Below are 25,670 nucleotides of genomic sequence, written 5' to 3' on the forward strand. Positions count from 1 at the left end.
GAGTAGGGAAGGGGCCCTTCACGTCATGGCAGGCTGAGTTCAGCCCGTGGACCACCTTCACGTCTTCCCCAGTACATGAAGGACCCCTTCATGTACTTCACGCAAGAAGCGCCGCAAGTCACGCAGTAGGTACTTAAGAGAAGCCTCGCCAGAACCCGAATCGCCACTCACGACCACCTGGACCGAGGTCAGGCAGGCGGCTTCAGGGTGACGACGGTGGCGCTGGTCTCGCCGCGCGGCGTCCGGTACTTGATCTCGTCGCCCTCCTTGGCGCCCACGAGCGCCAGGCCGAGCGGGCTGTCCGAAGTGACCGTGGAGGCGTCGGCGTCCTCGCCCGGGATCGTGACGATGTGGAGTTCGTCTTCGTCGCCGTCGGCGAACTTGAGGGTGACGGTGGTGCCGTCGGGGAGCAGGCCCTTGCTGTTCCGGCCGCCGTGCTCGAGCTTCGCCGCGACGTCGGCGATGCGCCGGTCGAGGTAGGCGGCGGCCTCCGCGCGGTCCAGTACCTCCGCCTGATCGGCGGCGTCGCCGGTTCGTTCCTGCTCGCCGACGAGCGGCGCCATCGCGTCGCGCTGCGCACGCAGATCGGCGAGTTCCTTCTCCAGCTGCCGTCGTGCGGCCGGGCTGAACCCGTTGTCCCCTGAGGTCACCATGCCGCGCATTGTCCGCTACAGATCGGCGGCTAGCCACCTAGATTTTTCACCCGCTGTGACCGGCCAGGACGGTTGCCCTAAGCTTCAGGGCCCGTGTCCTGACTACTTGGTGTAAGGAACTTCGTGACCGCCGTTCCCGGCCGCAGCGCGCGGCTCTCCCCCAATCAGCTGCAGAAACAGGAACAGATCGTCGAAGCGGCGCGTGTCGTGCTCGCGAGGGACGGGCTCGCGGGGTGCACCGTCCGCGCGATCGCGGAGGCCGGGCCGCTCACGAAGAGTGCGATTCATTACTACTTCGCGGACATCGACGTCCTGATCGACAGCGCGATGGCGGCGCACATCACAACGTTCACGGCCGATTTGCGCAAAATTTCGGCGAAGCACGATCACCCGGATGAGCGGCTCTTCGCGGCGCTCGAAGCCTTCCTCGCCGAGTTCTCCGGTCGCCCGAACGCGGCCTTCCTCTGGTTCGAATACTGGATCGCGGCGGGGCGCGCGCAGCATCCGCAGGCCATCGACGTCATGCTGACGTCGATCACCGAACTGCTCGCGGAACTGCTCGCCCCGCTCGACGTCGAAGACCCGCGGGCGCGGGCACGGGCCCTGCTGTCCTACCTGCTCGGCGCGATCGTCCAGCAGCGTGTGCGGCGGCGGCCGTTCGCCGCACTGCGCGGCGACATCGAAGCGCTCTGTTTCGCGAACTACGGGTAGAAATACGCATTAGATCCGTACCGTTACGGATTGTTCGGTCTTGCCGCTCCGGCCATGGTGAGGTTCCCCTTCCCTTGCCCAGAGCTAGGAGACGACGATGCGCATAAGACGGTGCATGGCCGTGGCGATCGCGGCCGTCGCGGCGTTCACCATCCCGGTCGCCGCGAGTCCGGCGACCGCCGACCAGCAGGCCGAAGACGCGCAGGTGCAGATCTACGAGGTCTTCGGGACCGGCACCGCGCAGCAGCGCACGCAGATCTCCCGGCTGGGTGTCGACGTCCTCGGCTCCGCGGGTGGCACCACGACGTTCATCGGCGAAGCGTCCGACGCGGCGAAGGTCCGTTCGCTCGGCTTCCGCGTCGAGCAACGCGGCGTCGTCGACCGCTCGCCCGAGGTGAGCACGAACGCGATCAACGACTTCCCGCCGTCTGACTCCGGCTTCCACAACTACGCCGAGGTCACGACGGTCCTGCGCAACGCCGCTTCGACCTACTCGTCGATCGGGCGCCTGAGCAGTGTCGGGAATTCGTACCAGGGCCGTGCGCTCAACATGTTCAAGATCAGCGACAACGTGGCGACCGACGAGAACGAGCCCGAAGTCCTCTTCACCTGCGGTCAGCACGCCCGCGAGCACCTCACCACCGAGATGTGCCTGCGGATCGTGAACCGGTTCACCCAGGGCTACGCCGCCGACCCGGCGATCAAACGCTTCGTCGACAGCACCGAGATCTACGTGATCCCGAACGTCAACCCGGACGGCTCGGAGTACGACATCTCCGGCGGCAGCTACAAGTACTGGCGCAAGAACCGCCAGGGCAACGGCACCGACCCCAACCGCAACTGGGCCTACAACTGGGGCTGCTGTGGCGGTTCGTCGGGCTCGACGACCAGCGAGACCTATCGCGGCCCGTCGGCGTTCTCCGCACCGGAGACCAGGGCCGTGTCCAACTTCGTGAACTCGCGCAAGATCGGCGGCGTCCAGCAGATCAAGGCGAGCATCGACTTCCACACCTATTCGGAGCTCGTGCTGTGGCCGTTCGGCTTCACCTACAACGACACCGCGCCGGGGATGACCGCGGCCGAGGCGCAGCGTTTCCAGACGGTGGGCAGGCAGCTGGCGGCGACCAACGGCTACACGCCGCAGCAGTCGAGCGACCTGTACATCACGGACGGGACGATCGACGACTGGATGTGGGGCACCCACAAGATCCTGAGCTTCACCTTCGAGATGTACCCGCGGGGCTCCAACCCCGGTTTCTACCCGCCCGACGAGGTGATCGTCCGGGAGACCACGCGTAACGACCGCGCCGTGGACCTCCTGCTGAACACCGCAATCGGCTGAGCGACGTCAGCGTTCCGTGAGGGCCTCCTTCCCTACTCTCAGGGTAGGGAAGGAGGCCCTCACGGATTTTCGGCATAGGGTGCGGGGCATGCCGATGTTCGAATTCGAGGGGCACCGTCCCCAGGTGGATCCCGAAGCGTGGATCGCCCCCACCGCCACCCTGATCGGTGACGTCGTCGTCGAGAAGGGCGCTTCCGTCTGGTACGGCGCGGTGCTGCGCGCCGACTTCGGGCGGATCCTCATCCGCGAGGGCGCCAACATCCAGGACAACTCCGTCATCCACGTCAACGGCGGCGTGACCGAGGTCGGCAAGAACGTCACCGTCGGGCACCAGTGCCTCGTGCACGACTGCACGATCGGCGAGCAGGCGCTGATCGGGAACGGCTCCACCGTGCTCGACAAGGCGCAGATCGGGGCGAAGGCCCTGGTCGCGGCCGGTGCCACGGTGACACCCGGGATGATCATCCCACCGGAGACGGTCGCCATGGGCAGCCCGGCGAAGAAGCACGTCCCGCTCGACGGCACCGCCCGCGGCTGGGTCGAGCACAACGCGGCGATCTACCAGGAGCTGGCGCGCAGGCACGCGGAGAGCATCAAGCCGATCGATTGACTCTCCAGTAACTGGAGACCATAGCTTCGGTCGCATGGCACCGAAGTCGAAGAAGAAAACCCACCAGGCGACGCTCGAGTTGGCCGCCGGCAACGCGCCGGTGGTCGACCTCGGGAAGACGCTGGGGCAGACCGGCGTGAACCTCGTCGAGGTCAAGAAGGCCTACGACGCGGCGACCGCGGCGCACCGCGGCGAGATCATCCCGGTGGTCGTGTCGGTGTTCGAAGACCGGTCCTTCGAACTCCGGCTGAAGACGCCGCCGACGTCGTTCCTCATCAAGAAAGCGTTGGGCGGCAAGGGATCCGGCCGACCGGGGCATGAGGTCGCCGGGAAGCTGAGCCAGGAACAGCTGCGCGGGATCGCGGAGCGGAAACTGCCCGACCTCAACACCGGCGACCTCGGCGCGGCCATGCGCACGATCGCGGGCACGGCCCGCTCGATGGGCGTCGCGATCGAAGAACCGTGACGCGCAAGCACGTGATCGCCCCGCCCTTCCGCGACCTCGACCCGGCCCTCGAGGTCGCGGAAAGGCTTTTGGCGCAAGGGAATCCGTGGCTCGCCGGTGTCGTCTCGGCGTTGCCGGACGAACACGCGGCCGCCGACCGGCTCAACCGGATCCTCGCCGGGACCGGTGCCGCACCCCGGCTGGTCGAGGCCGGAAACGGCTGGCGCGTCGTGCAGGTGACGTCGTGGCCGGGCTGCGGTGACCTGGTCGCGGGCGCCTCCGGGCTGGCGGAACTCGTCGCGTTCGGCGGCTGGCGGCGGATCAAACGCTGTGCCGTCTGCGCACAGGCGTTCTGTGATCGCACGGCCGGATGCAGCCGCCGGTGGTGCGCCGGACATCGTCCGCACGCCGAGCCCCGGCCCGTGCTCTAGGCTGGTCCGCACCAGCGACTGGCGCCATTTGAGGTGGAGCACCACCGGGAAGCGACGACAAGGCCGGTACCGCGCGCCTGGGTCCGGCCGTCTCTGGCAGGAGTACGTCCGATGACACACCAGCCCGAACTTTCCGCGCTCGCCGCCGCCGACCCGCAGATCGCGGGGCTCGTCGAGGACGAGGCGAAACGCCAGCACGACAAGATCCGCCTGATCGCGTCCGAGAACTACGTCTCCCAGGCCGTACTGGAGGCGACGGGCACCGTCCTCACCAACAAGTACTCCGAGGGCTACGCCGGCAAGCGGTACTACGAAGGCCAGCAACTCATCGACCAGGTCGAGAAACTCGCCATCGAGCGCGCGAAGGCCGTCTTCGGCACCGACCACGCGAACGTCCAGCCGTACTCCGGCTCGCCGGCGAACTTGGCGGTGTACCTCGCTTTCGCGCAGCCGGGTGACACCATCCTCGGCATGGCGCTGCCGGACGGCGGGCACCTCACGCACGGCTGGAGCGTGTCCGCGACCGGCAAGTGGTTCACCCCGGTCCGCTACGGCGTCCGCAAGGAGACCGGCCGCGTCGACCTCGACCAGGTCCGCGAACTCGCGCTGAAGCACCGGCCGAAGCTGATCTTCGCGGGCGGCACCGCGATCCCGCGCACCATCGACTTCCCGGCGTTCGCGGAGATCGCCCGCGAGGTCGACGCCGTCCTGGTCGCCGACATCGCGCATATCGCCGGGCTCGTCGCCGGCGGCGCGCACCCGTCGCCGGTCGGGCACGCGCAGGTCATCACCACGACTACGCACAAAACCCTGCGCGGTCCGCGCGGCGCGATGATCCTTTCCGACGCCGACCACGCGAAGGCCGTCGACAAGGCGGTGTTCCCCGGTCTGCAGGGCGGCCCGCACAACCACACGACCGCCGCGATCGCCGTCGCGCTCGGCGAGGCGCAGAAGCCGGAGTTCGCCGAGTACGCGCACACGATCGTCGCCAACGCCCGCGCGCTGGCGGAGGCGCTGGTGGAACGCGGCTACGACCTCGTGTCCGGCGGCACCGACAACCACCTGCTGCTCATCGACCTGACGAACAAGAACGTGCCGGGCAAACCGGCCGCGCAGGCGCTGGACCGCGCCGGCATCGAACTGAACTACAACACCGTGCCGTTCGACCCGCGCAAACCGTTCGACCCGTCCGGCATCCGGCTCGGCACCTCCGCGATCACCACGCGCGGGCTCAAGCCGGAGCACCAGACGCAGGTCGCGGACTGGATCGACCGCACGATCACCGCGGCGGCGGGCGAGGAACAGTCCGCTTTGGACACCATCGCCGCCGAGATCCGCGAGTTCCTGGCGCCGTTCCCGATCCCGGGCTACTCGGCGTAGAACGGACTGCCCTGTCCGTGAAGGCCTCCTTGAGGGACCCAGAGTCCCTCAAGGAGGCCTTCACGGACTTCGAGCAAGACGCGAAGGGACCCTTCACTCGGCTCTTGACTGTCCACAAGGGACACATTACGAGGTAAGGTGCCCGATTTAGGTGACTTGCACGGTTTCACGAGGGGGTCGTGAGTGCTTTTTGTCGTTCTAACCCTCATTGCCACTCACGAGTTCAGTATCGGCGTTGTCCCGTGATTGACCGGACGACACGCGTGATCCGGCGGACGGCACGCGTGTGACGTCCATCCGAACACGCGTGCCGTCCCGCCAATCACGTGTGTCGTCCGTCCAGTCACGCGAAACCGCCGGTAGAACGTACCTAAGGGGCCGATCGGCGGCCAATGTCTCCGGGAACCAGTAGGTACCTAAAACACCCTTGGCCCTAACCCTCATTGCCACTCACGACCCCCGCGGACACTGAAGCCCCGCCGGCGCCCAGAACCAGGCCTGCCCCACCTCGGCGCGCTCCACCACCGGCACATGCGGCCCCGCGAGAGTGCAGGAACAGTCGCCTGACCCGCACGATCTCGACTTTGCCGGGACCCTGACCTAGGCGCAGGGAAGGGGGTCCTTCATGTACTGGGCAAGACGCGAAAGGGCCCTTCACCGCATGCGATGCGGTGAAGGGCCCCTTCGGCACTTAAGCGACTAGTGAGCCGGACCGTCGACGGCCTCCTTGGCCAGCCGGTCGGTCTCGCGCTCGAACGAACGCTGGATCTCGGCCTCGGCCTCGGACCGCCCGACCCAGCTCGAACCCTCGACGCTCTTGCCCGGCTCCAGGTCCTTGTACACCTCGAAGAAGTGCTGGATCTCGAGCTTGTGGAACTCGTTGAGGTGGTGGATGTCGCGCAGGTGCTCCAGGCGCGGGTCGTTCGTCGGGACGGCGAGGACCTTGTCGTCCGGGCCCTTCTCGTCGGTCATCCGGAACATGCCGATCGCGCGGCAGCGGATCAGGCAGCCGGGGAAGGTCGGCTCCTGGACGAGCACCAGCACGTCGAGCGGGTCGCCGTCCTGGCCGAGGGTGTCGTCGATGAACCCGTAGTCGGCGGGGTACTGCGTGGCGGTGAACAGCGTCCGGTCGAGTTTGATCCGACCGGTCTTGTGGTCCACCTCGTACTTGTTGCGCTCCCCCTTGGGGATTTCGATAGTGACGTCGAATTCCACGCCGGCCTCGCTGCTCTCGTCTTTGGTACGCCCCGCCGTCGCGGACGGCTCACCGAGTTCATGGTCTTGTCTTCACTAGTGTGGACCACGGGGGCTCGGGCGGTCGCATCGATGTGGTCGTATGTGAGCTTGGCCCCTTCCCCGGACGGTGGATGAAGGAGCGTTGAGTGCCGGAAAACGATGTCCCGATGTGGCCGTCGGACGACAAGGACACCTCATCCGCCGAGCCCAAGGGCGCCAAGAGGGAGGGTGAGGCCACCGTCTGGCTGCCCATGTCGGGCCTGGCGAACGGCAAGACCGAAGAGCTGTCAGTGCCGAAGGTCACACCCGAAAGTGGCTCGTGGTTCCAGCCTCTCGTCGAGGTCAGTGACATCGACGAGGAACCGGACGTTCCGGAGACCCCGACACCGCAGTGGTCCGCCTTCGAGCCGGTGACGCCGGTGACGCCGGCCGAGCCGGAGCAGCACGAAGAGCCGAAGACGCTCTTCGTCAAGCCGGTCCAGCCGCAGCACAAGGACGAACCGGACTGGGACCAGTTCGACCGGGGCACCGCCACCCCGCAACGTGACGCCGAGCCTTCGAGACCCGAGCCGAGCCAGGAACCCCCGAGGCAGGAGCCGCCGCGCCGTCCCGAGCAGAGCCGGGTCGAGCCGCCGCTTCCCGCGCCGGTCCCGTCCGCGACCATGCACGCGCGCCCGGTTCGCATCGAGCCGTCCGAAGAGCGCTTCGACTCCGAAGCCACCGTCGGGATCCAGCGGCCCGAGCCGCCGTCTCAGGAACCCCCGGCAGCCGAAACCGAGGCCGCGCCCGCGCCGAAGCCGAAGCGCAAGCGCAAGGCCCTGCTGATCACGACCCTGGTAGTGATCCTGTTGCTCGCCGGGATGGGCGGCGCCGCCGCGATGCCGAAGGTGTCGAACCGGCTCGGCCTGCCCTGGGCACCGAACGCGCCGAAGGGTGAGATCCCGAAGCCCGCCGGTGTCACCCGGGTCCTGCACGGGCCGGACGTCAACGGCGTCGCGCCGACGAAGGCAGGTCTCGCGGCCGCGCTGGCCGGTCCCGCCGGTGCCGCCGACCTCGGCACGCTCACCGGCACCGTCGTGGACGCGGCGACCGGTGACGTCCTCTGGGACAAGAACTCCGGCACCCCGCTGACCCCGGCGTCGACCACGAAGATCCTCGTCGTGGCGGCCGCGCTGCTGTCGATGGACCACGGGACGCAGTTCTCGACGAAGATCGTCCAGGGCGCCGAGCCGGGCACGGTGATCCTCGTCGCGGGCGGCGACCCCTCGCTGACGTCGCTGCCGCTGGGCACCGACTCGCCGCTGTACCCGGGCGCCGCGCACGTCGACGACCTCGTCGCCCAGGTCAAGAAGGCGGGCGGCGGCAAGATCTCCAAGGTCCAGCTGGACATCAGCCTGTTCGAGGGGCCGACGTCGGCGAAGGGCTGGGACCCGGAGGACACCGCCGCCGGGAACACCTACATGGCGCCGGTCCTCCCCGTGATGGCCGACGGCGGCCGCGCCGACCCGAAGAACGACCATTCGCCCCGTATCGCGAACCCGGCGGCCGCGCTGACCCAGAAGATCGCGGGGAAGCTCGAAGCCCAAGCCGGCGGTACGACGACGGCGCCGAAGGACGCGAAGGTGCTCGGCGAGGTCAAGTCGCAGCCGCTCGCGGAGTTCGCGAACTCGCTGCTGCAGCTTTCGGACAACTTGATGGCCGACGTCCTCGCCCGCCAGCTCGCGCTCACGAAGGGCGCCGAGCCGTCGTTCACCGGCGGCGCGGCCGCGACGATGGACGTGCTCAAGCAGGCCGGATTCGACCTCACCGGCGTCCAGATCAACGACGGCAGCGGACTGTCCGACCAGAACAAGATCCCGGCCAAGGCGCTCAGCGAGATCCTCGCGGTCGCGGCGGCGCCGGACGGCAAGGATCCGCGGACGGCCAAACTGCGGCCCCTGCTGGCCGGCCTTCCCGTCGCGGGCGGCAGCGGGACACTGGAGAAGCGCTACGGCGATCCCGCGTCGGCCGCCGGCCGCGGCTGGGTGCGCGGCAAGACCGGCACGCTGTCCGGGGTGAACACCCTGGCCGGTGTGGTGCTGGACACCGACGGCCGGATGCTCGTCTTCGCGCTGATGTCGTCCGGTTCGGACCAGAACAAGGGCAGGGCCGCGCTCGACGTCGTCGCGGCGACCTTGCACAAGTGCGGCTGCCGGTGAGCGACCGGAACCGGAGCGTGAGGAAGTCGGGACGGAAACCGGTCTTTCAGCGGGTAGCGTCATAAGAGTGACTGAGGAAACGCCGACCAAGACACGTTCGATGGTCGACTGGTCCCTGGCCGCCTCGACGGGCGCCCTCCTGGTGCGTGGCGGTCCGGTGGTCGACCGCGAAGTGGCCGAAGAAGCCGTCGCCGATCTGCGTGAGCTGACCAGTGAGGCGGAGGGGCACGTCCGCGAGCTGACCGGGCTCGGCCTCGACCTGCCGCTGCTGCCCGCCGAAGTCGTCGACAGGCCCGGCTGGGTCCGCTCGGCCGCCGCCGGGCTCGACGCGCTCACCGTGCGCGCGCTGCCGGAGGCCCAAGGTGGCCCGCTGGCGCCCGTGCTGGCCGGTGGCGCCGGTGTCCAGACCGGTCTGGTGCTCGCCTTCCTGGCTTCCCGCGTGCTCGGCCAGTACGACCCGTTCGGTGGGCCGGAACGCCGTGGGCAGCTGGTGCTCGTCGCGCCGAACGTGGTCGCCGCCCAGCAGGCGATGGACGTGCCGGGGCACGATTTCCGGCTGTGGGTGTGCCTGCACGAATGCACCCACCGGTTGCAGTTCACCGCGGTCACCTGGCTGCGCGACTACTTCGCCGACGAGGTCGAGCGCCTGATCGGCGGGCTCGCCGGCCGGGACGCGGACGGGCTGAGCGATCTGGTCGGCCGTCTGCCGGACACCATCAAGCAGATCGGCAAGGGCAAGGCCGGCGGCGCCGGACTCGCCGAACTCCTGCAGTCGCCGAGCGAACGCGCGGTATTCGACCGGCTCCTCGCCCTCTCCACGCTGTTGGAGGGGCACGCCGATTTCGTGATGGACGCCGTCGGGCCGCAGGTCGTGCCGAGTGTCGAGCTGATCCGTTCGCGGTTCACCGCGCGGCGCAAGGGCGGCGGGCTGATCGACCGCGTGCTGCGCAGCCTGCTCGGCGTGGACGCGAAGCTGCGCCAGTACGAACAGGGCGCGAAGTTCACCAAGCACGTCGTCGACGCCGTCGGCATGGACGGCTTCAACGCGGTGTGGACTTCGCCGAACACGTTGCCGACCAGGGCCGAGATCACCGATCCGGCGGCCTGGGTGCGGCGCCTGCACGGGTGAGCGGACCGGATCCGGCGATCGCGGCCGTGCGGTCGGCCGTACGGGATTTCCTGGCGTCGGCGACCGTCGCCGACGAGGTGTGTGTCGCCGTCTCCGGCGGCGCGGACTCACTGGCCTTGGCCGAAGCGGCGGCGTTCGTCGGCTCCCGCGCCGGGCTGAAGGTGCGGGCACTCGTCGTCGACCACGGCCTCCAGACCGGTTCCGCCGAGACCGCCGCTCAAGCCGCGAGTACGGCGCGGGAACTGGGCGCCGACACCGTCGAGGTCCTGAATGTGCGGGTCGAGGGCGCCGGCGGACCGGAAGCCGCGGCCCGCCGGGCCCGCTACGGCGCCTTGCGTTCGGCGCTCCCCGGCGGACACGGCCTCGTCCTGCTCGGCCACACCCTCGACGACCAGGCCGAAACCGTCCTGCTCGGCCTCGGCCGGGGATCCGGACCGCGATCGGTGGCCGGGATGCGGCCGCACGACCCGCCATGGGGGCGGCCGCTGCTCGGCGTCAGCCGCGCCACCACCCGGCAGGCGTGCCGGGCGCTCGGCGTCGACCCGTGGCAGGACCCGCACAACGACGACCCGCGGTTCACCCGTGTCCGGTTACGGACGGAAGTACTGCCCCTTCTGGAGGATGTGCTTTCCGGTGGTGTCGCGGCTTCGCTGGCCCGTACGGCGGCGCAACTGCGCGAGGACACCGAGGCGTTGGACACACTCGCGGACGAGCTCCACCTGCGTGCTTTCACCGGTGAAGGGCTCGACGCTGCGGTGCTCGCCACCGAACCGCCCGCGCTGCGGCGGCGCGTCCTCCGCAGGTGGCTGCTGGACTCCGGGGTCCGCGAACTCACCGACGCCCACCTGCGTTCGGTCGACGCGCTAGTGGGGAACTGGCGGGGTCAGGGCGGGGTCTGGCTACCCGGCGAGTTGGTGGCCAAGCGGGCGCATGGCAGGCTCTTGCTCGAAGCACCCCATTCCACCACCTAGAGGGGATCGTCCCGTGTACGAAGGCGAGATCGCCTCCGTGCTCGTCACCGAGCAGCAGATCAACGACAAGATCGCCGAACTGGCCGCGCAGGTCGCCGCGGACTATCCGGCCGACGGCCCCGGCGCGGGGCGGGGAGACCTCCTGCTCGTCGGCGTGCTCAAGGGCGCGGTGATGTTCATGACCGACTTCGCCAGGGCACTCCCTCTTCCTTCGCAGCTCGAGTTCATGGCGGTCTCCTCCTACGGCTCGGCGACGTCGTCGTCCGGCGTGGTGCGGATCCTCAAGGACCTCGACCGCGACATCGCCGGCCGCGACGTGCTCATCGTCGAGGACATCGTCGACTCCGGGCTCACGCTGTCCTGGCTGTTGAAGAACCTCGCCAGCCGCAACCCGGCCTCGCTCGAGGTCGTCTCGCTCCTGCGCAAGCCCGAGGCGGTCAAGGTCGACGTACCGGTCAAGTACATCGGGTTCGACATTCCGAACGAATTCGTAGTCGGATACGGCCTTGACTACGCGGAGCGTTACCGGGACCTGCCCTACATCGGCACCCTGGATCCGCACGTTTACACGTCTTGAGAACCGCTTGCCCGCGTCTGGGGAAATGCGGAACCCTGAGCACCGAGAACGCGTCATAGGCTGCGATCAAGTGCGTTAACCTATGCGAAGACCAATGCCGACGAAGCCGTCGTGGCCTGGCCGGGGGAAACGGAGAGAGCTCAGATGGGGAACAGCAGCTTGGCGGACGCGAACGCGTTCAAGAACGCCGCGGCCCAGGGCCAGGTCGGGATCGACCCGGACGCGGCCCAGACCGCCCTGAACAAGATCCGCACCGGCAAGGACGCCGTCGAGGCCCTGCTGCAGCGCGCGGGCGACCTCGGGCAGGCGCCGAAGCTGGGCAACAACCCGGTCGGCAACGCGATCGCCGCGAAGGTGGCGAACCGCGCCGACGGCGGCGGCGACTCGTACGCCGCGGCGCTCCAGAACCTGTACCAGCAGTACGAGGCCGCGGAGTCCGGCATCGTGATCGCGATGGCCCGGTACCACGAGATCGACCAGGCCGCAGCCGAGCCGTTCCGTAACGTCTGAGGGGGAGTCAGAAAGCCATGCCACCGAAGCACAGCGCCGACTCTTACGGCGAGAGCAGCACCAGCACGCCGGTCCAGCTCGGCGACAACTCGCACGCCGAGGGCATCGTGTCGTCCGCCCGCGGCCGCTCCGACGGGTTCGACATCGGCGCCGACCGCGCCATCACCAACCCGCCGAACTGGGAAAGCGCCCCGAGCAGCCAGGACCTGTGGAACCAGGCCAACCTCGGCAACGACCCGAGCACCGCGACCAGCATCAGCCAGTCCTGGGGTTCGCACGGCAGCAAGCTGAGCCAGGCCTCGAACGACCTCTACAACGCGATCTCCGAACTCGGCGCCGCCTGGATCGGACAGGGCGCGGCCGCCGCGCAGGGTTCGCTGGTCGCGATCGCGAACTCGGGTTCGCAGGCCTCCGAGGCCGCGCGCACGATGTCGGACAGGCTCCAGAAGCAGGCCGACGCGGCCACCAAGGTCAAGCTCATGCCGAAGCCGACCGACTACAGCCCGGAGAAGGCGATGGCGCAGGCCCTCGCGGCCGGCCCGGTCGGCATGATCACCGACCAGAAGCCCCTCGCCGACCAGGACAAGGAAGTGCGGGCGGAGCAGGCCAGGTTCCTCGAGGCCTACACCAAGGAGATGAGCGAGGTCGACAGCTCGACCCCGAGCTTCGGCCCCGAATCCCTCGGCATGAAGCCGACCGCCTCGCACAACAGCGCTTCGTTCAGCGGTGTCGGCAGTGTCGGTGGCCCGGGCCTCAACTCGGGTGCGGTCTCCGGTACGCCGGCCCTCGCCGGCACGCACGGCTACGGCGGCGCACACGGCAGCGTCGGGGCCCCGCTCCAGGCCGGTCCGGACGCGGGTTCGTTCTCGCAGGCCGGCTACACCCCCGCCGCGGGGAACCTGCCGGCTTCCGGTGTCGCGCCGGGTGCCGGCGTCGCCTCCGGCGCGGGTGCCCCGATGGCGACCCCGCACGCCCCGGCGAGCGGCGGCAACGGACTCGGCCAGGCCCTCACCGCGGCCGCGCTCGGCGGCGGCCTCGGCTACGCCGGCGCCAAGGCGCTCGGACAGGGCAACAAGTCCGGCGCCAAGGACACCGACAGCACCGACGCGTCGGCCACCGAGAAGGCCCCCGCGCAGAGCGCCGCGTCCCAGGCCGTGCCGCAGCAGGGCATCGTGTCCTCCAGCGGCACCATCGGCGCCACCCCGCCGCCGATGCAGGGCATGGGCGGCGGCATGGGCATGGGCGCCCCCGGCGCGCAGGCCGAGCAGGAAGAGGAGCACACGCACGCGTCGTTCCTCATCGAGCCGGACCCGGACGACGCCTTCGGCGCCAACGAGGCGACCCCGCCGCCGGTCATCGGCGCCTGGACCGAAGACGACGAACGCTAGAGCGGTTTTTCACCGGGCGCGCGGCCGATCCGGCCGCGCGCCCGCTGACTTGTGCGAGAGCCTGTTGGCGGAGCTGAAGATCGACGCCGAAAGGCGACCACGTGCGAACCCGCCCCGGCCGAAGGCCCCGCTATCGCGGTGGCAGGACACCCTGTCCGCGGTCGCGAGGTAGCTGACCAAGCAGTGTCCTGCCGACGCCGATCGCGGACGCGGGTTCACCAAGACACTAGGGGCGGAAGATGGCGAACGGTGACCTGCTCACCCCGGTCGAGCTGGACTTCCTGTGGGAGAGCGCGAACGCCGGTGAGCTGCCGTACCCGCTGCGGCTCCGCTCGCACGGGGCGACCATGGACGAGCGCGGCGCGCTGCGGACGCAGACGCTCCAGTCGCTGAACCAGCGTCGTCTCGCCGACGAACGCGGCCGCCCCGAACCGCATATCGAGGACTACTTCGGTGTCCTCGCGCGGCCGGACCTGAGCCTGGACTGCGTCCAGCTCAACAATCCCAACACCGAACCGCTGCTCGCGGTCGCATCGCTGGTCGGCGGGCAAGGCCTGCTGACGGTGCAGGACCCGCGCGGATTCCACTTCCACCCCATCGCCCCGGACGGCCTCGCGAGCGCGATCGTCTCCCTCCTGCCGCCGGGTTCGCGCGGCACGGAGAAGTCGATCACCCTCCCGCTGGACGGCCTGGTCGGCGCTTCGGGCGCGGACTTCCTCCAGCGTCGTCAGCCGCAGGTCGACGGCTCGGCGACGTCCGACGAGGACCGCAAGGCCCTGTCGCGGCTCCAGGCACAGCCGCGGCTTCGCGGCGGCCAGTTCGGCGCCAACGCGCGCAGCAAACACGGCACGCGCACCCGTTCTTCGGTGCTGAGCTGGTTCGACACCCAGTCCGGCCGGTACTTCACCCAGGCAACGCGCGGTTCCGACGGACGGGACTGGATCACCATCGCGCCCGCGGACCCGGCGACGCTGCGGCACCGGCTCACGGAAATGCTGGGGAAGATCGCGGCGGACGCTTCGCCCGCACGCTGATCTCTCGGTCCCTTCTCGTGCAATGAACGGTCCTTTCCTTGCAAAATTTGCAAGGAAAGGACCGTTCATTGCACGCCCGAGCGCCCGGAACACGGACGTTTCCCGGATCCGGCCGCCGACTGTCGTACCCCTTCGCTATCGTGAACCCCCTGGGTGTCCCGAGGCCCAGGAGCCAAGGTGCCGGGAGGGCACGGAGCATGCACCAAGAACACTTCACACCGATGGCGTTCGACTTCCTCTGGGAGTCCGCCGAGCTCGGCGACCTGCCTTATCCGCTGCGCGTCCGTTCGCACGGCGCGACGGAGGCCGAGCGCCGGGCGCTGCGCCAGCGCACCGACGTCGAACTCCAGGCCCGCGGGATCCGCGACGGCCGGGGAAGGCTGGAGCGGAGGATCGAGGACTGGCTGTACCTCCTCGCCCGCGGTTCGCTGACCATCGACGCGCTGCACATCCCCGAGTTCCAGGCCCCGACGGTCGCCCTGCTCGGCGCCACCGACGGCCGCGACGGGGTGATCGCGATCCAGGACCAGTCCGGGATCTGGCTGCGGGAGGCGCCCGCCGACGGTCTCCCGACAGCGGTCGTCGAGCTGCTGCCGCCGGGGCAGCGCGGCTCCGAGGCGTCCGTGACGCTGCCGATCGACGACGCCCGCCGCACCGAGCCGATCCGCGCCGCCGTCAACCCGACGAAGAAGGCCGAGGAGCCCGAAGCGGCGAAGGTCCGTCGCAAGGAGAAGGCCCGCGTCTCGCTCAGTGAACGCATCACCGCGGATCCGCGTGAGGCGTTCGGCAAGCTCACCGGCCAGCCGAGGCTGCGCGGCGGTCAGCTGGCAGCGAACAGCCGGTCCCACGTGGGCGCCAAGCAGCGGTCACGGGTCCTCGGCTGGTTCGACACCGCCAGCGGGCGCTACCTCAGCACGTCACAGGCGGGTCCGGACGGCCGCGAATGGGTCACCGTGTCACCCGCCGACATCAAGACACTCCGCACGCGATTGGGCGAAATGGCCGCTGGTGTGGCGGTTGACACACGTTAGGGTGGCCGCCCCGGTCACGCTCCGGGAACCCTCGCGCGACGTCCGCCGTTTACGTCCGAGAGGCTCACCACCCTCGTCCGTCCAGGCGGGCGGTATCCTGAGGGGCGGGTGTCGGAGCACCATGGGTCGTCAAGATCGTGATGGCGGGTATCACAGGAGCCGCCCAACCAGGAAGGGTCGAGGCCACCAGGGCCGAGTCGTATGAACCGGAAGAGCGTGCTCAAGAACCCAGTGCTCTGGATTCTCGCGGCGGTACTGGCGTTTCTCGCATACAACACGATCTTCGACAGTGATCGTGGCTATACCCAGGTGCCGATCTCGATCGCGAACCAGCAGATCACCACGAACAACGTCAAGGAAGCCTCGCAAGAGGACAAGGAGCAGCAGATCAAGCTGCTGCTGAACAAGAAGATCGAGGTCGAAGGCCAGCAGGTCGACCAGATCATCGCGCAGTACCCGGCGAACGTCGCGGGCACCATCTACGGCCAGCTCATCGGCCTGAAGAGCGGTGACAACCCGGTCAAGTTCACCACCAAGGTCACCCAGCAGAACGTCCTCACCCAGATCCTGATCTTCGCCATCCCGCTGGCGCTGGTGCTGGGCCTGCTGATGTGGATGATGAACAACGCCCAAGGCGGCGGGAACCGCGTTCTCAACTTCGGCAAGTCGAAGGCCAAGCAGCTCAACAAGGACATGCCCAAGACGACCTTCGGGGACGTCGCGGGCGCAGACGAGGCCGTCGAAGAGCTGTACGAGATCAAGGACTTCCTGCAGAACCCGGCGCGCTACCAGGCGCTCGGCGCGAAGATCCCCAAGGGCGTGCTGCTCTACGGGCCGCCCGGTACCGGTAAGACGCTGCTCGCGCGAGCCGTCGCCGGTGAGGCGGGCGTGCCGTTCTACACGATCTCCGGTTCGGACTTCGTCGAGATGTTCGTCGGTGTCGGCGCGTCCCGCGTCCGCGACCTGTTCGAGCAGGCCAAGCAGAACGCGCCCTGCATCATCTTCGTCGACGAGATCGACGCGGTCGGCCGCCAGCGCGGCGCCGGCCTCGGCGGCGGCCACGACGAACGTGAGCAGACGCTGAACCAGCTCCTCGTCGAGATGGACGGCTTCGACGCACGCGGCGGCATCATCCTGATCGCCGCGACCAACCGTCCCGACATCCTCGACCCGGCGCTCCTGCGTCCCGGCCGCTTCGACCGCCAGATCCCGGTGTCCGCGCCGGACATGCGCGGCCGCAAGGCGATCCTCGAGGTGCACGCCAAGGGCAAGCCGATCGCGCAGGGCACCGACCTGAGCGGTCTCGCGAAGCGGACCGTTGGCATGTCCGGCGCCGACCTCGCGAACGTGCTCAACGAGGCCGCGCTGCTCACCGCCCGCGAGAACGGGCACGTGATCACCGACGCCGCGCTGGAGGAGTCGGTCGACCGCGTCGTCGGCGGCCCCGCCCGCAAGAGCCGGATCATCTCCGAGAAGGAGAAGAAGATCACGGCCTACCACGAGGGCGGGCACGCGCTCGCCGCGTGGGCGATGCCGGACATCGAACCGGTCTACAAGCTGACGATCCTGCCGCGCGGGCGCACCGGCGGTCACGCCCTGCTCGTCCCGGAGGACGACAAGGAGCTGATGACCCGTTCGGAGATGATCGGGCGCCTGGTCTTCGCGATGGGCGGCCGGACGGCGGAGGAGCTCGTCTTCCACGAGCCCACCACCGGTGCCTCCTCCGACATCGAGCAGGCGACCAAGATCGCCCGCGCGATGGTCACCGAATACGGCATGAGCGCCCGGCTCGGCGCGGTCAAATACGGCCAGGAGCAGGGCGACCCGTTCCTCGGCCGCTCGGCAGGCCGCCAGGCGGACTACTCCCTGGAAGTCGCGCACGAGATCGACGAGGAGGTGCGCAAGCTCATCGAGACCGCGCACACCGAGGCGTGGCACGTGCTGAGCACCTACCGCGACGTGCTGGACGAGCTGGTCATCGAGCTCCTCGAAAAGGAGACGCTGACCCGCAAGGACCTCGAGCGGATCTTCGCGACCGTCGAGAAGCGCCCGCACATCACCATCTTCAACGAGTTCGGCGACCGCAAGCCGTCCGACAAGCCGCCGATCAAGACCCCCGGCGAGCTGGCGATGGAGCGCGGCGAGCCGTGGCCGCCGCCGGAGGAGAAGAAGGAGCAGCCGGTGCTGCAGCCGGCGCCGACCCCGGTCGGCACCGCGCAGGGCGGCGGCGACCTTCCCGGTGGCCCGCCGTACACGCAGCCCGCCCCGCCGCCCGACCCGAACGCGAACCCGTACGCCCCACCGCCGCCGGGCGCCTACCCCAACGGTGGTCGCCCCAACGGTGGGCCGAACGGCACCGGCCACTGGCCCCAGGCATATGGTGGGCAGCAGCCGGGTGGTCCGGCAGGCGGTTACCAGGGTGGGCCCGTTGGCGGCCCGCCGAACTACGGGGCTCCTCCCGGATGGACCCCGGCCACGCAGCCGGGCGGCCAGCCGAACCAGCCCTGGCGTCCCGCCGAAGACCGCCCGCGCGACGGCTGGTTCGCTGACCAGCCCGGCGGTCAGCAGGACGAAGGACAGCAACGGCGTGACGACGGACAGGACGACACCAAGCGGTAACGGCGCAAGCCCGGTCTTCGACCAGGACCGGGCCGAGAAAGCCGTACGCGAACTCCTGCTCGCCTGTGGTGAGGACCCGGACCGGGACGGTCTCCTTGAGACCCCGGCCCGGGTCGCTCGCGCTTACCGGGAAATGTTCGCCGGGCTCTACACCGAGCCGGACCACGTCCTGGACCGCACGTTCGACGAGGCACACGAAGAACTCGTGCTCGTGACGGACATCCCGATGTACAGCACCTGTGTGCCCAGTAGGCAGACTGTGAATGCTGTCGATGGCACTAAGCAAGCCGCCAAGGTCGAAGTCGGCGACAAGCTGTGGACCCTCTCCGGCGGCAAGGTCGAAGAGACCACAGTGACCGAGATCAGCTCGCACCAGACTCGCGAGCTTGTCGAGGTCACGACTGCGAGTGGAAGCTTCAAGGTCACTCCTGACCATCCCCTGGCGACGCCCAAGGGATGGATGGAGGCCAAGGATGTCGAGGGTTCCTTCATCGAGTGGACCCACGCGCGCAAGCTTTGCCGGGACCGCTGGAAGCCGAAGTTCGGATACGACTTCGGCTATGTCATCGGCGCGACCTGCTCGGACGGGACGGTCGCCGAGCGCTACGTGTCACTTGTGGTGAACGACCGCGACTTCGCGAAGAAGTACGCCGAGTCGCTTTACCGGGCCTTCGGGATTGAGGCGAAACTCGAGCCGGTTTCGCGGCCGTCGGGGTACCTCGGACGTGAAGCGCCGGGCTTTCGAGTACGAGTCGTCTCATCGTTCCTCGCGGATCTCATGCGGCAGTACGTCGGCGGCGACGCCCATCACCAGCGGCAGCGCTTCCCGATGGTCGTGCTCAACGACTTGAGCACGTTCAACGGGTTTCTCGACGGGTACGTGGACGGGGACGGCTTCCGGCACAAGAAGATCGCGGGTCGAACCGTCGTCAGTGCGAATGTTCCCTTTTTGGAAGACCTGGCCACGGTCATCGGTGCCCGTTTCACTCCCCGGAGCGGCGGGATCGCCTCCCATCTCTACATCGCCGACAGCTGGTTCCGGCGACACGGCTTCCCGCAGGATGACTACTCAACCGATCTGATTGAGTCGGAGTACGTCGAGGTCGAGTCCGTCCGACCGGTGAAGGCCACGGGAGCCAGGCCCTACACGGTGTACAGCTTCAAATGCGAGCCACACCCGACCTTCCTGATCGCCGGACACCTGACGCATAACTGTGAACACCACTTGCTGTCATTCCATGGCGTCGCCCATGTCGGCTATATCCCCAATGAGCACGGCAAGGTCACCGGCCTGTCCAAACTGGCCCGCCTCGTCGATCTCTACGCCAAACGCCCCCAGGTCCAGGAGCGCATCACCTCCCAGGTCGCCGACGCGCTGATGCGCAAGCTCAAGCCCCGTGGCGTGATCGTCGTGGTCGAGGCCGAACATCTCTGCATGGCCATGCGCGGCATCCGCAAACCCGGCGCCAGGACGACGACGTCCGCCGTGCGCGGGCTGCTGCAGACTTCGGCGTCCTCGCGGTCGGAGGCGCTGGATCTGATCAAGGGCCGTCGATGACCGCCCTGCCCCGGCCCGGCCGGTGCGCGGTGATGGGGATTCTGAACGTCACCCCGGATTCCTTTTCGGACGGTGGCCGTTACCTCGGCGTCGAGCAGGCGCTGGAGCACGCGCACGAGATGTGGGCGCGCGGGGCGGATCTGATCGACGTCGGCGGGGAGTCGACGAGGCCGGGAGCGTCCCGAGTGGACGCCGAGACCGAGATTTCCCGGATCATGCCGGTGATCCGCTCACTCGCCGCCGATGGTGTCGCGATGTCCGTGGACACCACGCGGGCCGAGGTCGCCTTCGCCGCGGTCGAGGCCGGCGCGTCCGTCATCAACGACGTCTCCGGTGGGCTGGCCGATCCGAACATGGCGAAGGTCGCCGCCGAGACCGGTGTCCCGTACGTACTGATGCACTGGCGTGGGCACAGCAAGGACATGAACGCGCTGGCGTCCTATGAGGACGTCGTCGCGGACGTGCGCGCCGAACTGCTGTCCCGAGTGGACGAAGCGGTCGCCGCGGGCGTCGACCAGAGTGCGATCGTGCTCGACCCCGGGCTCGGGTTCGCGAAGAACGCCGAACACGACTGGGCGCTGCTGAACAGGCTGGATTCCTTTCTGTCACTGGGTTTCCCGGTTCTCGTCGGCGCATCGCGCAAACGGTTCCTCGGGCGCCTTTTGTCCGGAAAGGACGGAAAGCCCGCCCCGCCGGACGGCCGCGAGAACGCGACCGCGGCCGTGTCCGCGCTCGCCGCGGCGGCCGGTGCCTGGGGAGTGCGGGTGCACGAGGTCGGCGCGAGCATCGACGCCGTGACCGTCGCGGCGGCTTGGCGGAAGGGGAGTCCTGTTGTCTGACCGGATCACGTTGACCGGATTGAGGGTCTTCGGCAGGCACGGGGTCTTCGACCACGAGAAGCGGGACGGGCAGGAGTTCGTCGTCGACATCGTGGTGTGGCTGGACCTCGGCCCGGCCGCCGCCTCCGACGACCTGACCAAGACGCTGCACTACGGCGAACTCGCGGAGCTCGCCGCCGGGATCGTCGCGGGCGAGCCGTACGACCTCATCGAGAGTGTCGCCGGGAAGATCGCCGACGAGGTGCTGTGCGACGAGCGGCTGACCGCCGTCGAGGTGACGGTGCACAAACCGTCCGCGCCGATCCCGCTGAACTTCGACGACGTCGCCGTCACGGTGTTTTCTGCGCGCGCCGCCGAAAACGCGCAGACGGGGCGCGGACCGGAGCCTTCCCGGCGGTTGTCGTGATCGGCGCCCCGGCGACGCGTTTTCGGGCGGCCTGGCGGCCGCGAAAGAGAGCGCGCGCGGTGAAGTCTCCGATCGTGCGCTGCGCGCACTCACAGAGACGACGCGAACGATGAGCCGCGCGCTGCTTTCGCTCGGTTCCAACCTGGGGGACCGGCTCGCGTTCCTTCAGTCCGCCGTCGACGCCGTGCGGCCGGCGGTCGTCGCGGTGTCGTCGGTCTACGAGACCAAGGCGTGGGGCGTCGAGGACCAGCCGGATTTCCTCAACGCCGTCGTGCTGGTCGACGACCCGGCGCGTGACCATTGGGACTGGCTGCGCACGGGGCAGGCCGCCGAGCAGGCGGCGGAACGCGTGCGCGAACTCCGCTGGGGTCCGCGCACGCTGGATGTCGACATAGTGACCGTGGACGGGGTGCGCTCCGACGACCCCCAGTTGCTGCTTCCGCATCCCGGCACGCCGGAGCGCGCGAGCGTGCTGATCCCCTGGCTGGAGATCGAGCCCGGCGCGGTGCTCCCCGGCCACGGTCCCGTCGCCGACCTCCTCGCCGCCCGCCCCGCTTCGGACCGCGACTCCGTCCGGCTGACCTCACTCACCCTCGCCTGACCAGCCCCCTCCGCGTTTCGTCCTCTACTTGCGATAGTTCGCGATGCCAACCACCGCAAGTAGAGGACGAAACGCGCCTCGGGCGGAGGGGTGTGTGGATATAGGGACGTTGAGTGTCCCTATATCCACATACCCCTCACGTTCGGTCACCTCCCGGTCGTGACCGGGCCGGTGGTGCGGGGACCGTGTGGATTTTGTGGCGTTGGATGACCAGAAATCCACACGGCCCCGCCCGCCTCCGCATTCGTCACCTACTCGCGGAAGTTCGCGACACGAACCATCGCGACCAGATGACGAATTGCGGGAGGCGATAGCAAAGGTCCCTTGCTATCCCAGCGCGGAGCGCAGGGCGGCGATGATCCACCCGGCCTCCCGCATCTGCGAGGGGAACGACGGCCAGCCGTTCATCTTCCCCAGCAGGTGCCAGTACCGCTCGGCGCGCGGGTCGGAGCTGATCGCCATCCCGTCGGCCAGCCGTTTCCGCCAGGCCGGGTCGGCGGGGTCCCGCCCGTTCCGCGAAGACTGCGTGAAGATCGTCTCCGCCAGTTCGCGGCCCTCGGCCGAGTCAGGCGCGAGGCCGGCTTCGAGTGCTTCGGTCGCCTTCGCGCTCCACGCGATCCACAGCTGTTGCTGCTTCTCGCCGAAGTCCGCTCCGTCCTCCTTCCGGAGCTTCGAGTGCCATTCGCTCATCCGGCGGATCGACGCGCGGAACTCCTCGTCCTGGACGAGTTCGGCGAACTCGATCCAGGCCTCCAGCTGCTCGGGCGTCGGGTCGTCGGGCAGTTCCGGTTTCGCCGAGCGCATCCGCTCGTAGAACTGCGGGTCCAGTTCGAGTCCTTCGACCATGTCCGCCCAGAACTCGTCGAGCAAACGTTTGCGGTCTTCGTCCGACATCGACGCGAGTTTGTTCATCAGTTCGACCTCCTCCAGTGGTGAGTCCCGTTTGGCCACCGCTCGCAGGACCGCGCGGCGCAGTTCCAGCCGCCGGATCTGCTCGTCCAGGGCGGCGACGTGCTGGACCGCGAGGTCCCCGATGGTCGCTTCCCTGGTCAGCGCCCGCTCCACGTCCGCGAGGCCCAGCCCGAGTTCCCGCAGCGTCCGGACCAGCTCCAGGCGCGCCATCGCGGTGGCGTCGTAGAGGCGGTAGCCGGCGTCGGTGCGGTCGGTCGGTGGCAGGAGTCCTTCGTCGGAGTAGAAGCGGATGGTCTTCACCGGCAGGCCGGTCCGTTTGGCCAGCTCCCCGATGGTGAAAACCGCTGCGGTGCCCATATGCTTCATCGTCGACTCTCCAGTTGGTGGAGAGTCAAGCCTGCCAGGTAGCGTTGGACCATGCACTTCACCCGGCCACGCGAGCTGGCGGTGGCCGGCCTACTGGGTCTGGTCCTGGCCTATCTGGTCTTCCAGGTCGCCTACGGATCGATCCCCGCGCTTCCGCTCTTCGCCGGAATCACGTTGCTCGTCCTCGCGCTCTGCGAGGCCGTGCTCGCCTTCATCATCCGTTCGCGGATCAAGGAGGGCCGCGTGCTCGCCGCGATCTCCGTCGCCCGATCGGTGGCCCTCGCGAAGGCCTCGTCGCTCGCCGGATCCGCCATGACGGGGGTCTGGCTGGCGGCTTTCGCGTATCTTTTTCCGCGACGTGACGAACTCCTCGCGGCGGGCGGTGACCTCCGTTCGGCGACGGTCGGGATCGTCAGCTCGGTGGCCCTGGTAGCTGCGGCTTTGTGGCTCGAACACTGCTGCCGGACCCCCGAGGGCGGTGATCGGGACCCCGATCCCGAGCCGACCGGTTAACGCTCGAGAGCCACCGCTCGAAGTACCGACTAGGTCTCGTTCGGATTACTAGAAGGTACGGTGTTGGGCATGACCGGGGTGGGTGACGACTCGCGCGGCCGCCTTGCGGGTAGGCCGTGGCTTGTCGTCGGCTTGGTTCTCGCCGTCGGCGCGACTCTCGCATTGGTGCTTTCCGACGACCTCCGCTATTTGCGACTGGGCATCGTCGCGGCGCTGTGGGCCGCCTTGATCGGTGCGTTCCTGGCGGTCCGCTACCGCAAGCACGTGTCACAGAGCGAGGACGCCGTCGCCGAGGCGCAGGCCGTCTACGAGCTTGAGCTGGAACGCGAGATCGCCGCCCGCCGCGAGTTCGAGCTGGAGATCGAAGCGGAGAGCAGGCAGGTCGCCGAGAACCGCTCCCATGACGAGCTCGAAGCGCTCAGAGCCGAGGTGACCGCCCTGCGTGAAAGCCTCCAGTCGCTCTTCGGCGGCGGCGAGGTTCTCCTCGAACGCGTCGCGCTCACCGCGCAGGCCACCCGGATGCGGTCCCTCGACAACAAGCAGCTGATGAGCGCCGGATCCGAGAACGGCAACGGCAACGGCAAACCTCAGCTGATGCCGGCCAAGAGCACCACCATCGACGTCGACGAGCGTGAGCGCGACCGCCCGACCGAGATGATCGACCGCGTCCTCGAACCCGCGTCCGCGCGGGCGGGCACGCCGCCCGCCGCCCGTCGCAAGCCGTCGAACGGCCAGGTCAACGGCACCAACGGCTACGGCCAGAGCAACCAGGTCCAGCGGCCGAAGCCGGTCGACGAATCCACTCGCCGCAGCATGCGCAAGGCGGACGCCCGCGCTTCGAAGGCGGCCGAGGCGCTCGACGCCGACGCCGCCCGCCGCGAGCGGCTCGAGATGTCCAACCCCAATATGTCGCCCGCGGAGGTCTCCCGGCCGATGCCGAGGGTCGACGCTCAGCGCAAGACCCCGCCGCCGGTGACGCCCGCCGAGGTGTCGCGCCCGTCCATGCCGGGTGTCTCCCGCGCCGAGGTCTCGCAGCCGTCGATGCCCACCATCGCCCGGCAGCCGCAGCGTCCGGAACCGCAGCGCCCGGAGCCCCAGCGCAACGAACCGCCTCGCCGTCCGCAGCAGCCTTCGCTGCAGCAGCGGCTCGACGCCGGCACCGTGCAGCGGCCGCCCGCGCAGCGCCCGGAGGAGCAGACCCGTAAGGAGACGCCGCCGGTGAAGCCCGCCGCGCAGGCGAAGCCGGTCAAGCGGGTCGAGCCGGACCGTCCGCGGCCGAACCGCGAGCTCGGCCTGACCCGTCCCGGGATGAAGCCGGTCGAACGGTCGCACCCGGCCGGTGGCACGCCGCCGCCCGCGAACAAACCCGCCGCGCAGGAGCCGATGGAGGCCACCGGCGAGTGGAAGCCGTCGTGGACGCAGGAGCGCCCGGTGTCCGACCTGAGCGCGGCGTTCCCCAGGAAGGACGACTTCCAGGACCGGCTGCGCCCCACGCCGCCGCCGAAACCGCAGCAGTCCCAGCCCCAGCCGTCGGCGTCCCAGCCGCGCCCCGAGCCGCGTCGTGATCCGGAGCCGCCGACCCCGCTTTCGATCCCCATGTCGATCCCGGTCGTGTCCGAGCCGCCTCGCCGGGCGGAGCCCGTGCGGCAGCCGGAGCCCGAACCGGTGCGCCGTCCGGCCGCCGAGGCGCCGTCGAGGCACGGCGGTGGCGCCGAGGAGCCGCCCGCGGTCAACCCGACGCTGCCCGAAGAGGTCCGCATGACGCAGAACGGTGGCGGACGCCGTCGCCGGGCGGCGGAGGACTCCTCGGTCTCCCTCACCCCGGCCCCGAACGTGCCGGAGCCCACCGGTGGTGGCCGTCGCCGTCGCCCGGAGGGCGAGCCCCCGGCATGGCAGAGCTCCGAGTCCTCCGGCGGCCGTCACGGCGGCAGGCGGGCGAAGCCGGACGAGGAGGCGCCGTCCCGCAACGGGTCGTCGCACAGCCGTCCGGAGACGCCCGCCGCGGGTTCCCACGCCTCCGGCCGGTCGGTGATGGACCTGCTCGCGGCGAACGGCGCGAACGAGTCCACCCCGCGGCGCAGGCGGCGTGCCGAGGACTGACCGTCTCCGAAAGGTGAACCCGCCAGTGAATCGACACAGCGTTCACACGTGTGGCCGGTACCGCCTCGCACTTCAGCTCCACGTCCCGCTCGTATCCCGTACCGACGGTA

Annotated in this window: 23 protein-coding genes and 2 pseudogenes; 22 read left to right on the forward strand and 3 right to left on the reverse strand. The window is 69.1% G+C overall.

Features of this window, described 5'->3' with window-relative positions:
- Positions 1 to 188: 188 nt before the first annotated feature.
- Positions 189 to 653, reverse strand: a complete 465-nt coding sequence (locus DMH03_RS07470) for a GreA/GreB family elongation factor (RefSeq protein WP_125791186.1) — start codon at positions 651 to 653, stop codon at positions 189 to 191.
- 123 nt (positions 654 to 776) lie between these two features.
- Between DMH03_RS07470 and DMH03_RS07475 the strand changes: the two genes are divergently transcribed.
- From DMH03_RS07475 to glyA, 6 genes are all read left to right on the forward strand, one after another.
- The gene (locus DMH03_RS07475; RefSeq protein WP_125791187.1) at positions 777 to 1,364 is read left to right on the forward strand and encodes a TetR/AcrR family transcriptional regulator; all 588 of its coding nucleotides are present in this window, start codon (positions 777 to 779) and stop codon (positions 1,362 to 1,364) included.
- A 115-nt stretch (positions 1,365 to 1,479) separates the two neighbouring features.
- The gene (locus DMH03_RS07480; RefSeq protein WP_125791592.1) at positions 1,480 to 2,706 is read left to right on the forward strand and encodes a M14 family metallopeptidase; all 1,227 of its coding nucleotides are present in this window, start codon (positions 1,480 to 1,482) and stop codon (positions 2,704 to 2,706) included.
- An 88-nt stretch (positions 2,707 to 2,794) separates the two neighbouring features.
- The gene (locus DMH03_RS07485; protein ID WP_125791188.1) at positions 2,795 to 3,316 is read left to right on the forward strand and encodes a gamma carbonic anhydrase family protein; all 522 of its coding nucleotides are present in this window, start codon (positions 2,795 to 2,797) and stop codon (positions 3,314 to 3,316) included.
- Positions 3,317 to 3,350: 34 nt separating this feature from the next.
- A complete protein-coding gene (locus DMH03_RS07490) occupies positions 3,351 to 3,782 on the forward strand; it encodes an uL11 family ribosomal protein (RefSeq protein WP_125791189.1) in 432 nt (143 codons plus the stop codon).
- On the forward strand, positions 3,779 to 4,192 hold the full coding sequence (locus DMH03_RS07495) for a hypothetical protein (RefSeq protein WP_125791190.1): 414 nt from the start codon (positions 3,779 to 3,781) through the stop codon (positions 4,190 to 4,192). Before DMH03_RS07490 ends, DMH03_RS07495 begins: the two co-directional genes overlap by 4 nt.
- A 111-nt stretch (positions 4,193 to 4,303) precedes the next feature.
- Entirely contained in the window at positions 4,304 to 5,572 is a 1,269-nt protein-coding gene (glyA, locus tag DMH03_RS07500; RefSeq protein WP_125791191.1) for a serine hydroxymethyltransferase, read from the forward strand.
- Positions 5,573 to 6,271: 699 nt separating this feature from the next.
- On the opposite strand, the gene DMH03_RS07505 is transcribed toward glyA, so the two are convergent.
- Positions 6,272 to 6,787: an inorganic diphosphatase gene (locus tag DMH03_RS07505; RefSeq protein ID WP_125791192.1), complete on the reverse strand. Its 516-nt coding sequence runs from the start codon at positions 6,785 to 6,787 to the stop codon at positions 6,272 to 6,274.
- 167 nt (positions 6,788 to 6,954) lie between these two features.
- Here DMH03_RS07505 and dacB point away from each other — a divergent pair, with 167 nt between their 5' ends.
- The 14 genes and pseudogenes from dacB (at position 6,955) to folK (ending at position 21,669) form a co-directional block, all read left to right on the forward strand.
- The gene (gene dacB / locus DMH03_RS07510) at positions 6,955 to 9,006 is read left to right on the forward strand and encodes a D-alanyl-D-alanine carboxypeptidase/D-alanyl-D-alanine-endopeptidase (protein ID WP_125791193.1); all 2,052 of its coding nucleotides are present in this window, start codon (positions 6,955 to 6,957) and stop codon (positions 9,004 to 9,006) included.
- Positions 9,007 to 9,106: 100 nt separating this feature from the next.
- Positions 9,107 to 10,135, forward strand: a complete 1,029-nt coding sequence (locus tag DMH03_RS07515) for a zinc-dependent metalloprotease (protein WP_125791593.1) — start codon at positions 9,107 to 9,109, stop codon at positions 10,133 to 10,135.
- A complete protein-coding gene (tilS, locus tag DMH03_RS07520) occupies positions 10,132 to 11,106 on the forward strand; it encodes a tRNA lysidine(34) synthetase TilS (RefSeq protein ID WP_125791194.1) in 975 nt (324 codons plus the stop codon). The genes DMH03_RS07515 and tilS overlap by 4 nt, the downstream gene beginning before the upstream one ends.
- A gap of 13 nt (positions 11,107 to 11,119) precedes the next feature.
- Positions 11,120 to 11,683 carry a hypoxanthine phosphoribosyltransferase gene (hpt, locus tag DMH03_RS07525; RefSeq protein ID WP_125786176.1) on the forward strand — a complete coding sequence of 188 codons (564 nt, stop codon included), beginning with the start codon at positions 11,120 to 11,122 and terminating at the stop codon, positions 11,681 to 11,683.
- Positions 11,684 to 11,827: 144 nt separating this feature from the next.
- A complete protein-coding gene (locus tag DMH03_RS07530) occupies positions 11,828 to 12,193 on the forward strand; it encodes a hypothetical protein (RefSeq protein ID WP_125791195.1) in 366 nt (121 codons plus the stop codon).
- A gap of 17 nt (positions 12,194 to 12,210) precedes the next feature.
- Positions 12,211 to 13,581 (forward strand): WXG100 family type VII secretion target, encoded by a 1,371-nt coding sequence (locus DMH03_RS07535; RefSeq protein ID WP_125791196.1) that lies wholly within the window; start codon positions 12,211 to 12,213, stop codon positions 13,579 to 13,581.
- 239 nt (positions 13,582 to 13,820) lie between these two features.
- Positions 13,821 to 14,615, forward strand: coding sequence for an ESX secretion-associated protein EspG (locus tag DMH03_RS07540; protein WP_125786173.1), 795 nt, complete (start codon positions 13,821 to 13,823; stop codon positions 14,613 to 14,615).
- A 197-nt stretch (positions 14,616 to 14,812) separates the two neighbouring features.
- On the forward strand, positions 14,813 to 15,646 hold the full coding sequence (locus DMH03_RS07545; RefSeq protein ID WP_125791197.1) for an ESX secretion-associated protein EspG: 834 nt from the start codon (positions 14,813 to 14,815) through the stop codon (positions 15,644 to 15,646).
- A gap of 201 nt (positions 15,647 to 15,847) precedes the next feature.
- Entirely contained in the window at positions 15,848 to 18,265 is a 2,418-nt protein-coding gene (ftsH, locus tag DMH03_RS07550; RefSeq protein ID WP_125791198.1) for an ATP-dependent zinc metalloprotease FtsH, read from the forward strand.
- Positions 18,234 to 18,494, forward strand: a pseudogene (locus DMH03_RS07555) (GTP cyclohydrolase I); the annotation flags it as partial. The gene ftsH and the pseudogene DMH03_RS07555, both read left to right, overlap by 32 nt.
- A gap of 984 nt (positions 18,495 to 19,478) precedes the next feature.
- A pseudogene (gene folE, locus DMH03_RS07565) lies at positions 19,479 to 19,823 on the forward strand (GTP cyclohydrolase I); the annotation flags it as partial.
- Entirely contained in the window at positions 19,820 to 20,662 is an 843-nt protein-coding gene (folP, locus tag DMH03_RS07570) for a dihydropteroate synthase (protein ID WP_199748704.1), read from the forward strand. The pseudogene folE and the gene folP, both read left to right, overlap by 4 nt.
- Positions 20,655 to 21,068, forward strand: coding sequence for a dihydroneopterin aldolase (gene folB / locus DMH03_RS07575; protein ID WP_125791199.1), 414 nt, complete (start codon positions 20,655 to 20,657; stop codon positions 21,066 to 21,068). Before folP ends, folB begins: the two co-directional genes overlap by 8 nt.
- A gap of 109 nt (positions 21,069 to 21,177) precedes the next feature.
- Entirely contained in the window at positions 21,178 to 21,669 is a 492-nt protein-coding gene (folK, locus tag DMH03_RS07580) for a 2-amino-4-hydroxy-6-hydroxymethyldihydropteridine diphosphokinase (RefSeq protein ID WP_125791200.1), read from the forward strand.
- A 327-nt stretch (positions 21,670 to 21,996) separates the two neighbouring features.
- Here the strand turns inward: folK and DMH03_RS07585 are convergent, their stop codons facing one another.
- Positions 21,997 to 22,938: a MerR family transcriptional regulator gene (locus tag DMH03_RS07585; protein ID WP_125791201.1), complete on the reverse strand. Its 942-nt coding sequence runs from the start codon at positions 22,936 to 22,938 to the stop codon at positions 21,997 to 21,999.
- A 60-nt stretch (positions 22,939 to 22,998) separates the two neighbouring features.
- On the opposite strand from DMH03_RS07585, the gene DMH03_RS07590 reads away from it, so the two are divergent.
- Both DMH03_RS07590 and DMH03_RS07595 read left to right on the forward strand, forming a co-directional pair.
- Positions 22,999 to 23,460: a DUF3180 domain-containing protein gene (locus tag DMH03_RS07590; RefSeq protein ID WP_125791202.1), complete on the forward strand. Its 462-nt coding sequence runs from the start codon at positions 22,999 to 23,001 to the stop codon at positions 23,458 to 23,460.
- A 69-nt stretch (positions 23,461 to 23,529) separates the two neighbouring features.
- Positions 23,530 to 25,560, forward strand: coding sequence for a DUF6779 domain-containing protein (locus DMH03_RS07595; protein WP_125791203.1), 2,031 nt, complete (start codon positions 23,530 to 23,532; stop codon positions 25,558 to 25,560).
- Positions 25,561 to 25,670 lie beyond the last annotated feature (110 nt).

Source organism: Amycolatopsis sp. WAC 01376 (assembly GCF_003947415.1).
Classification (GTDB): Bacteria; Actinomycetota; Actinomycetes; order Mycobacteriales; family Pseudonocardiaceae; genus Amycolatopsis.

What these genes read in the sequence shown, in the direction of transcription:
- DMH03_RS07470 (WP_125791186.1), bottom strand. Translation starts at nt 653, where the DNA reads ATGGTGACCTCAGGGGACAACGGGTTCAGCCCGGCCGCACGACGGCAG.
- DMH03_RS07480 (WP_125791592.1), top strand. Translation starts at nt 1,480, where the DNA reads ATGGCCGTGGCGATCGCGGCCGTCGCGGCGTTCACCATCCCGGTCGCC.
- DMH03_RS07485 (WP_125791188.1), top strand. Translation starts at nt 2,795, where the DNA reads ATGCCGATGTTCGAATTCGAGGGGCACCGTCCCCAGGTGGATCCCGAA.
- DMH03_RS07490 (WP_125791189.1), top strand. Translation starts at nt 3,351, where the DNA reads ATGGCACCGAAGTCGAAGAAGAAAACCCACCAGGCGACGCTCGAGTTG.
- glyA (WP_125791191.1), top strand. Translation starts at nt 4,304, where the DNA reads ATGACACACCAGCCCGAACTTTCCGCGCTCGCCGCCGCCGACCCGCAG.
- DMH03_RS07515 (WP_125791593.1), top strand. Translation starts at nt 9,107, where the DNA reads ATGGTCGACTGGTCCCTGGCCGCCTCGACGGGCGCCCTCCTGGTGCGT.
- DMH03_RS07530 (WP_125791195.1), top strand. Translation starts at nt 11,828, where the DNA reads ATGGGGAACAGCAGCTTGGCGGACGCGAACGCGTTCAAGAACGCCGCG.
- DMH03_RS07535 (WP_125791196.1), top strand. Translation starts at nt 12,211, where the DNA reads ATGCCACCGAAGCACAGCGCCGACTCTTACGGCGAGAGCAGCACCAGC.
- DMH03_RS07540 (WP_125786173.1), top strand. Translation starts at nt 13,821, where the DNA reads ATGGCGAACGGTGACCTGCTCACCCCGGTCGAGCTGGACTTCCTGTGG.
- DMH03_RS07545 (WP_125791197.1), top strand. Translation starts at nt 14,813, where the DNA reads ATGCACCAAGAACACTTCACACCGATGGCGTTCGACTTCCTCTGGGAG.
- ftsH (WP_125791198.1), top strand. Translation starts at nt 15,848, where the DNA reads ATGAACCGGAAGAGCGTGCTCAAGAACCCAGTGCTCTGGATTCTCGCG.
- folP (WP_199748704.1), top strand. Translation starts at nt 19,820, where the DNA reads ATGACCGCCCTGCCCCGGCCCGGCCGGTGCGCGGTGATGGGGATTCTG.
- folK (WP_125791200.1), top strand. Translation starts at nt 21,178, where the DNA reads ATGAGCCGCGCGCTGCTTTCGCTCGGTTCCAACCTGGGGGACCGGCTC.
- DMH03_RS07585 (WP_125791201.1), bottom strand. Translation starts at nt 22,938, where the DNA reads ATGGGCACCGCAGCGGTTTTCACCATCGGGGAGCTGGCCAAACGGACC.
- DMH03_RS07590 (WP_125791202.1), top strand. Translation starts at nt 22,999, where the DNA reads ATGCACTTCACCCGGCCACGCGAGCTGGCGGTGGCCGGCCTACTGGGT.
- DMH03_RS07595 (WP_125791203.1), top strand. Translation starts at nt 23,530, where the DNA reads ATGACCGGGGTGGGTGACGACTCGCGCGGCCGCCTTGCGGGTAGGCCG.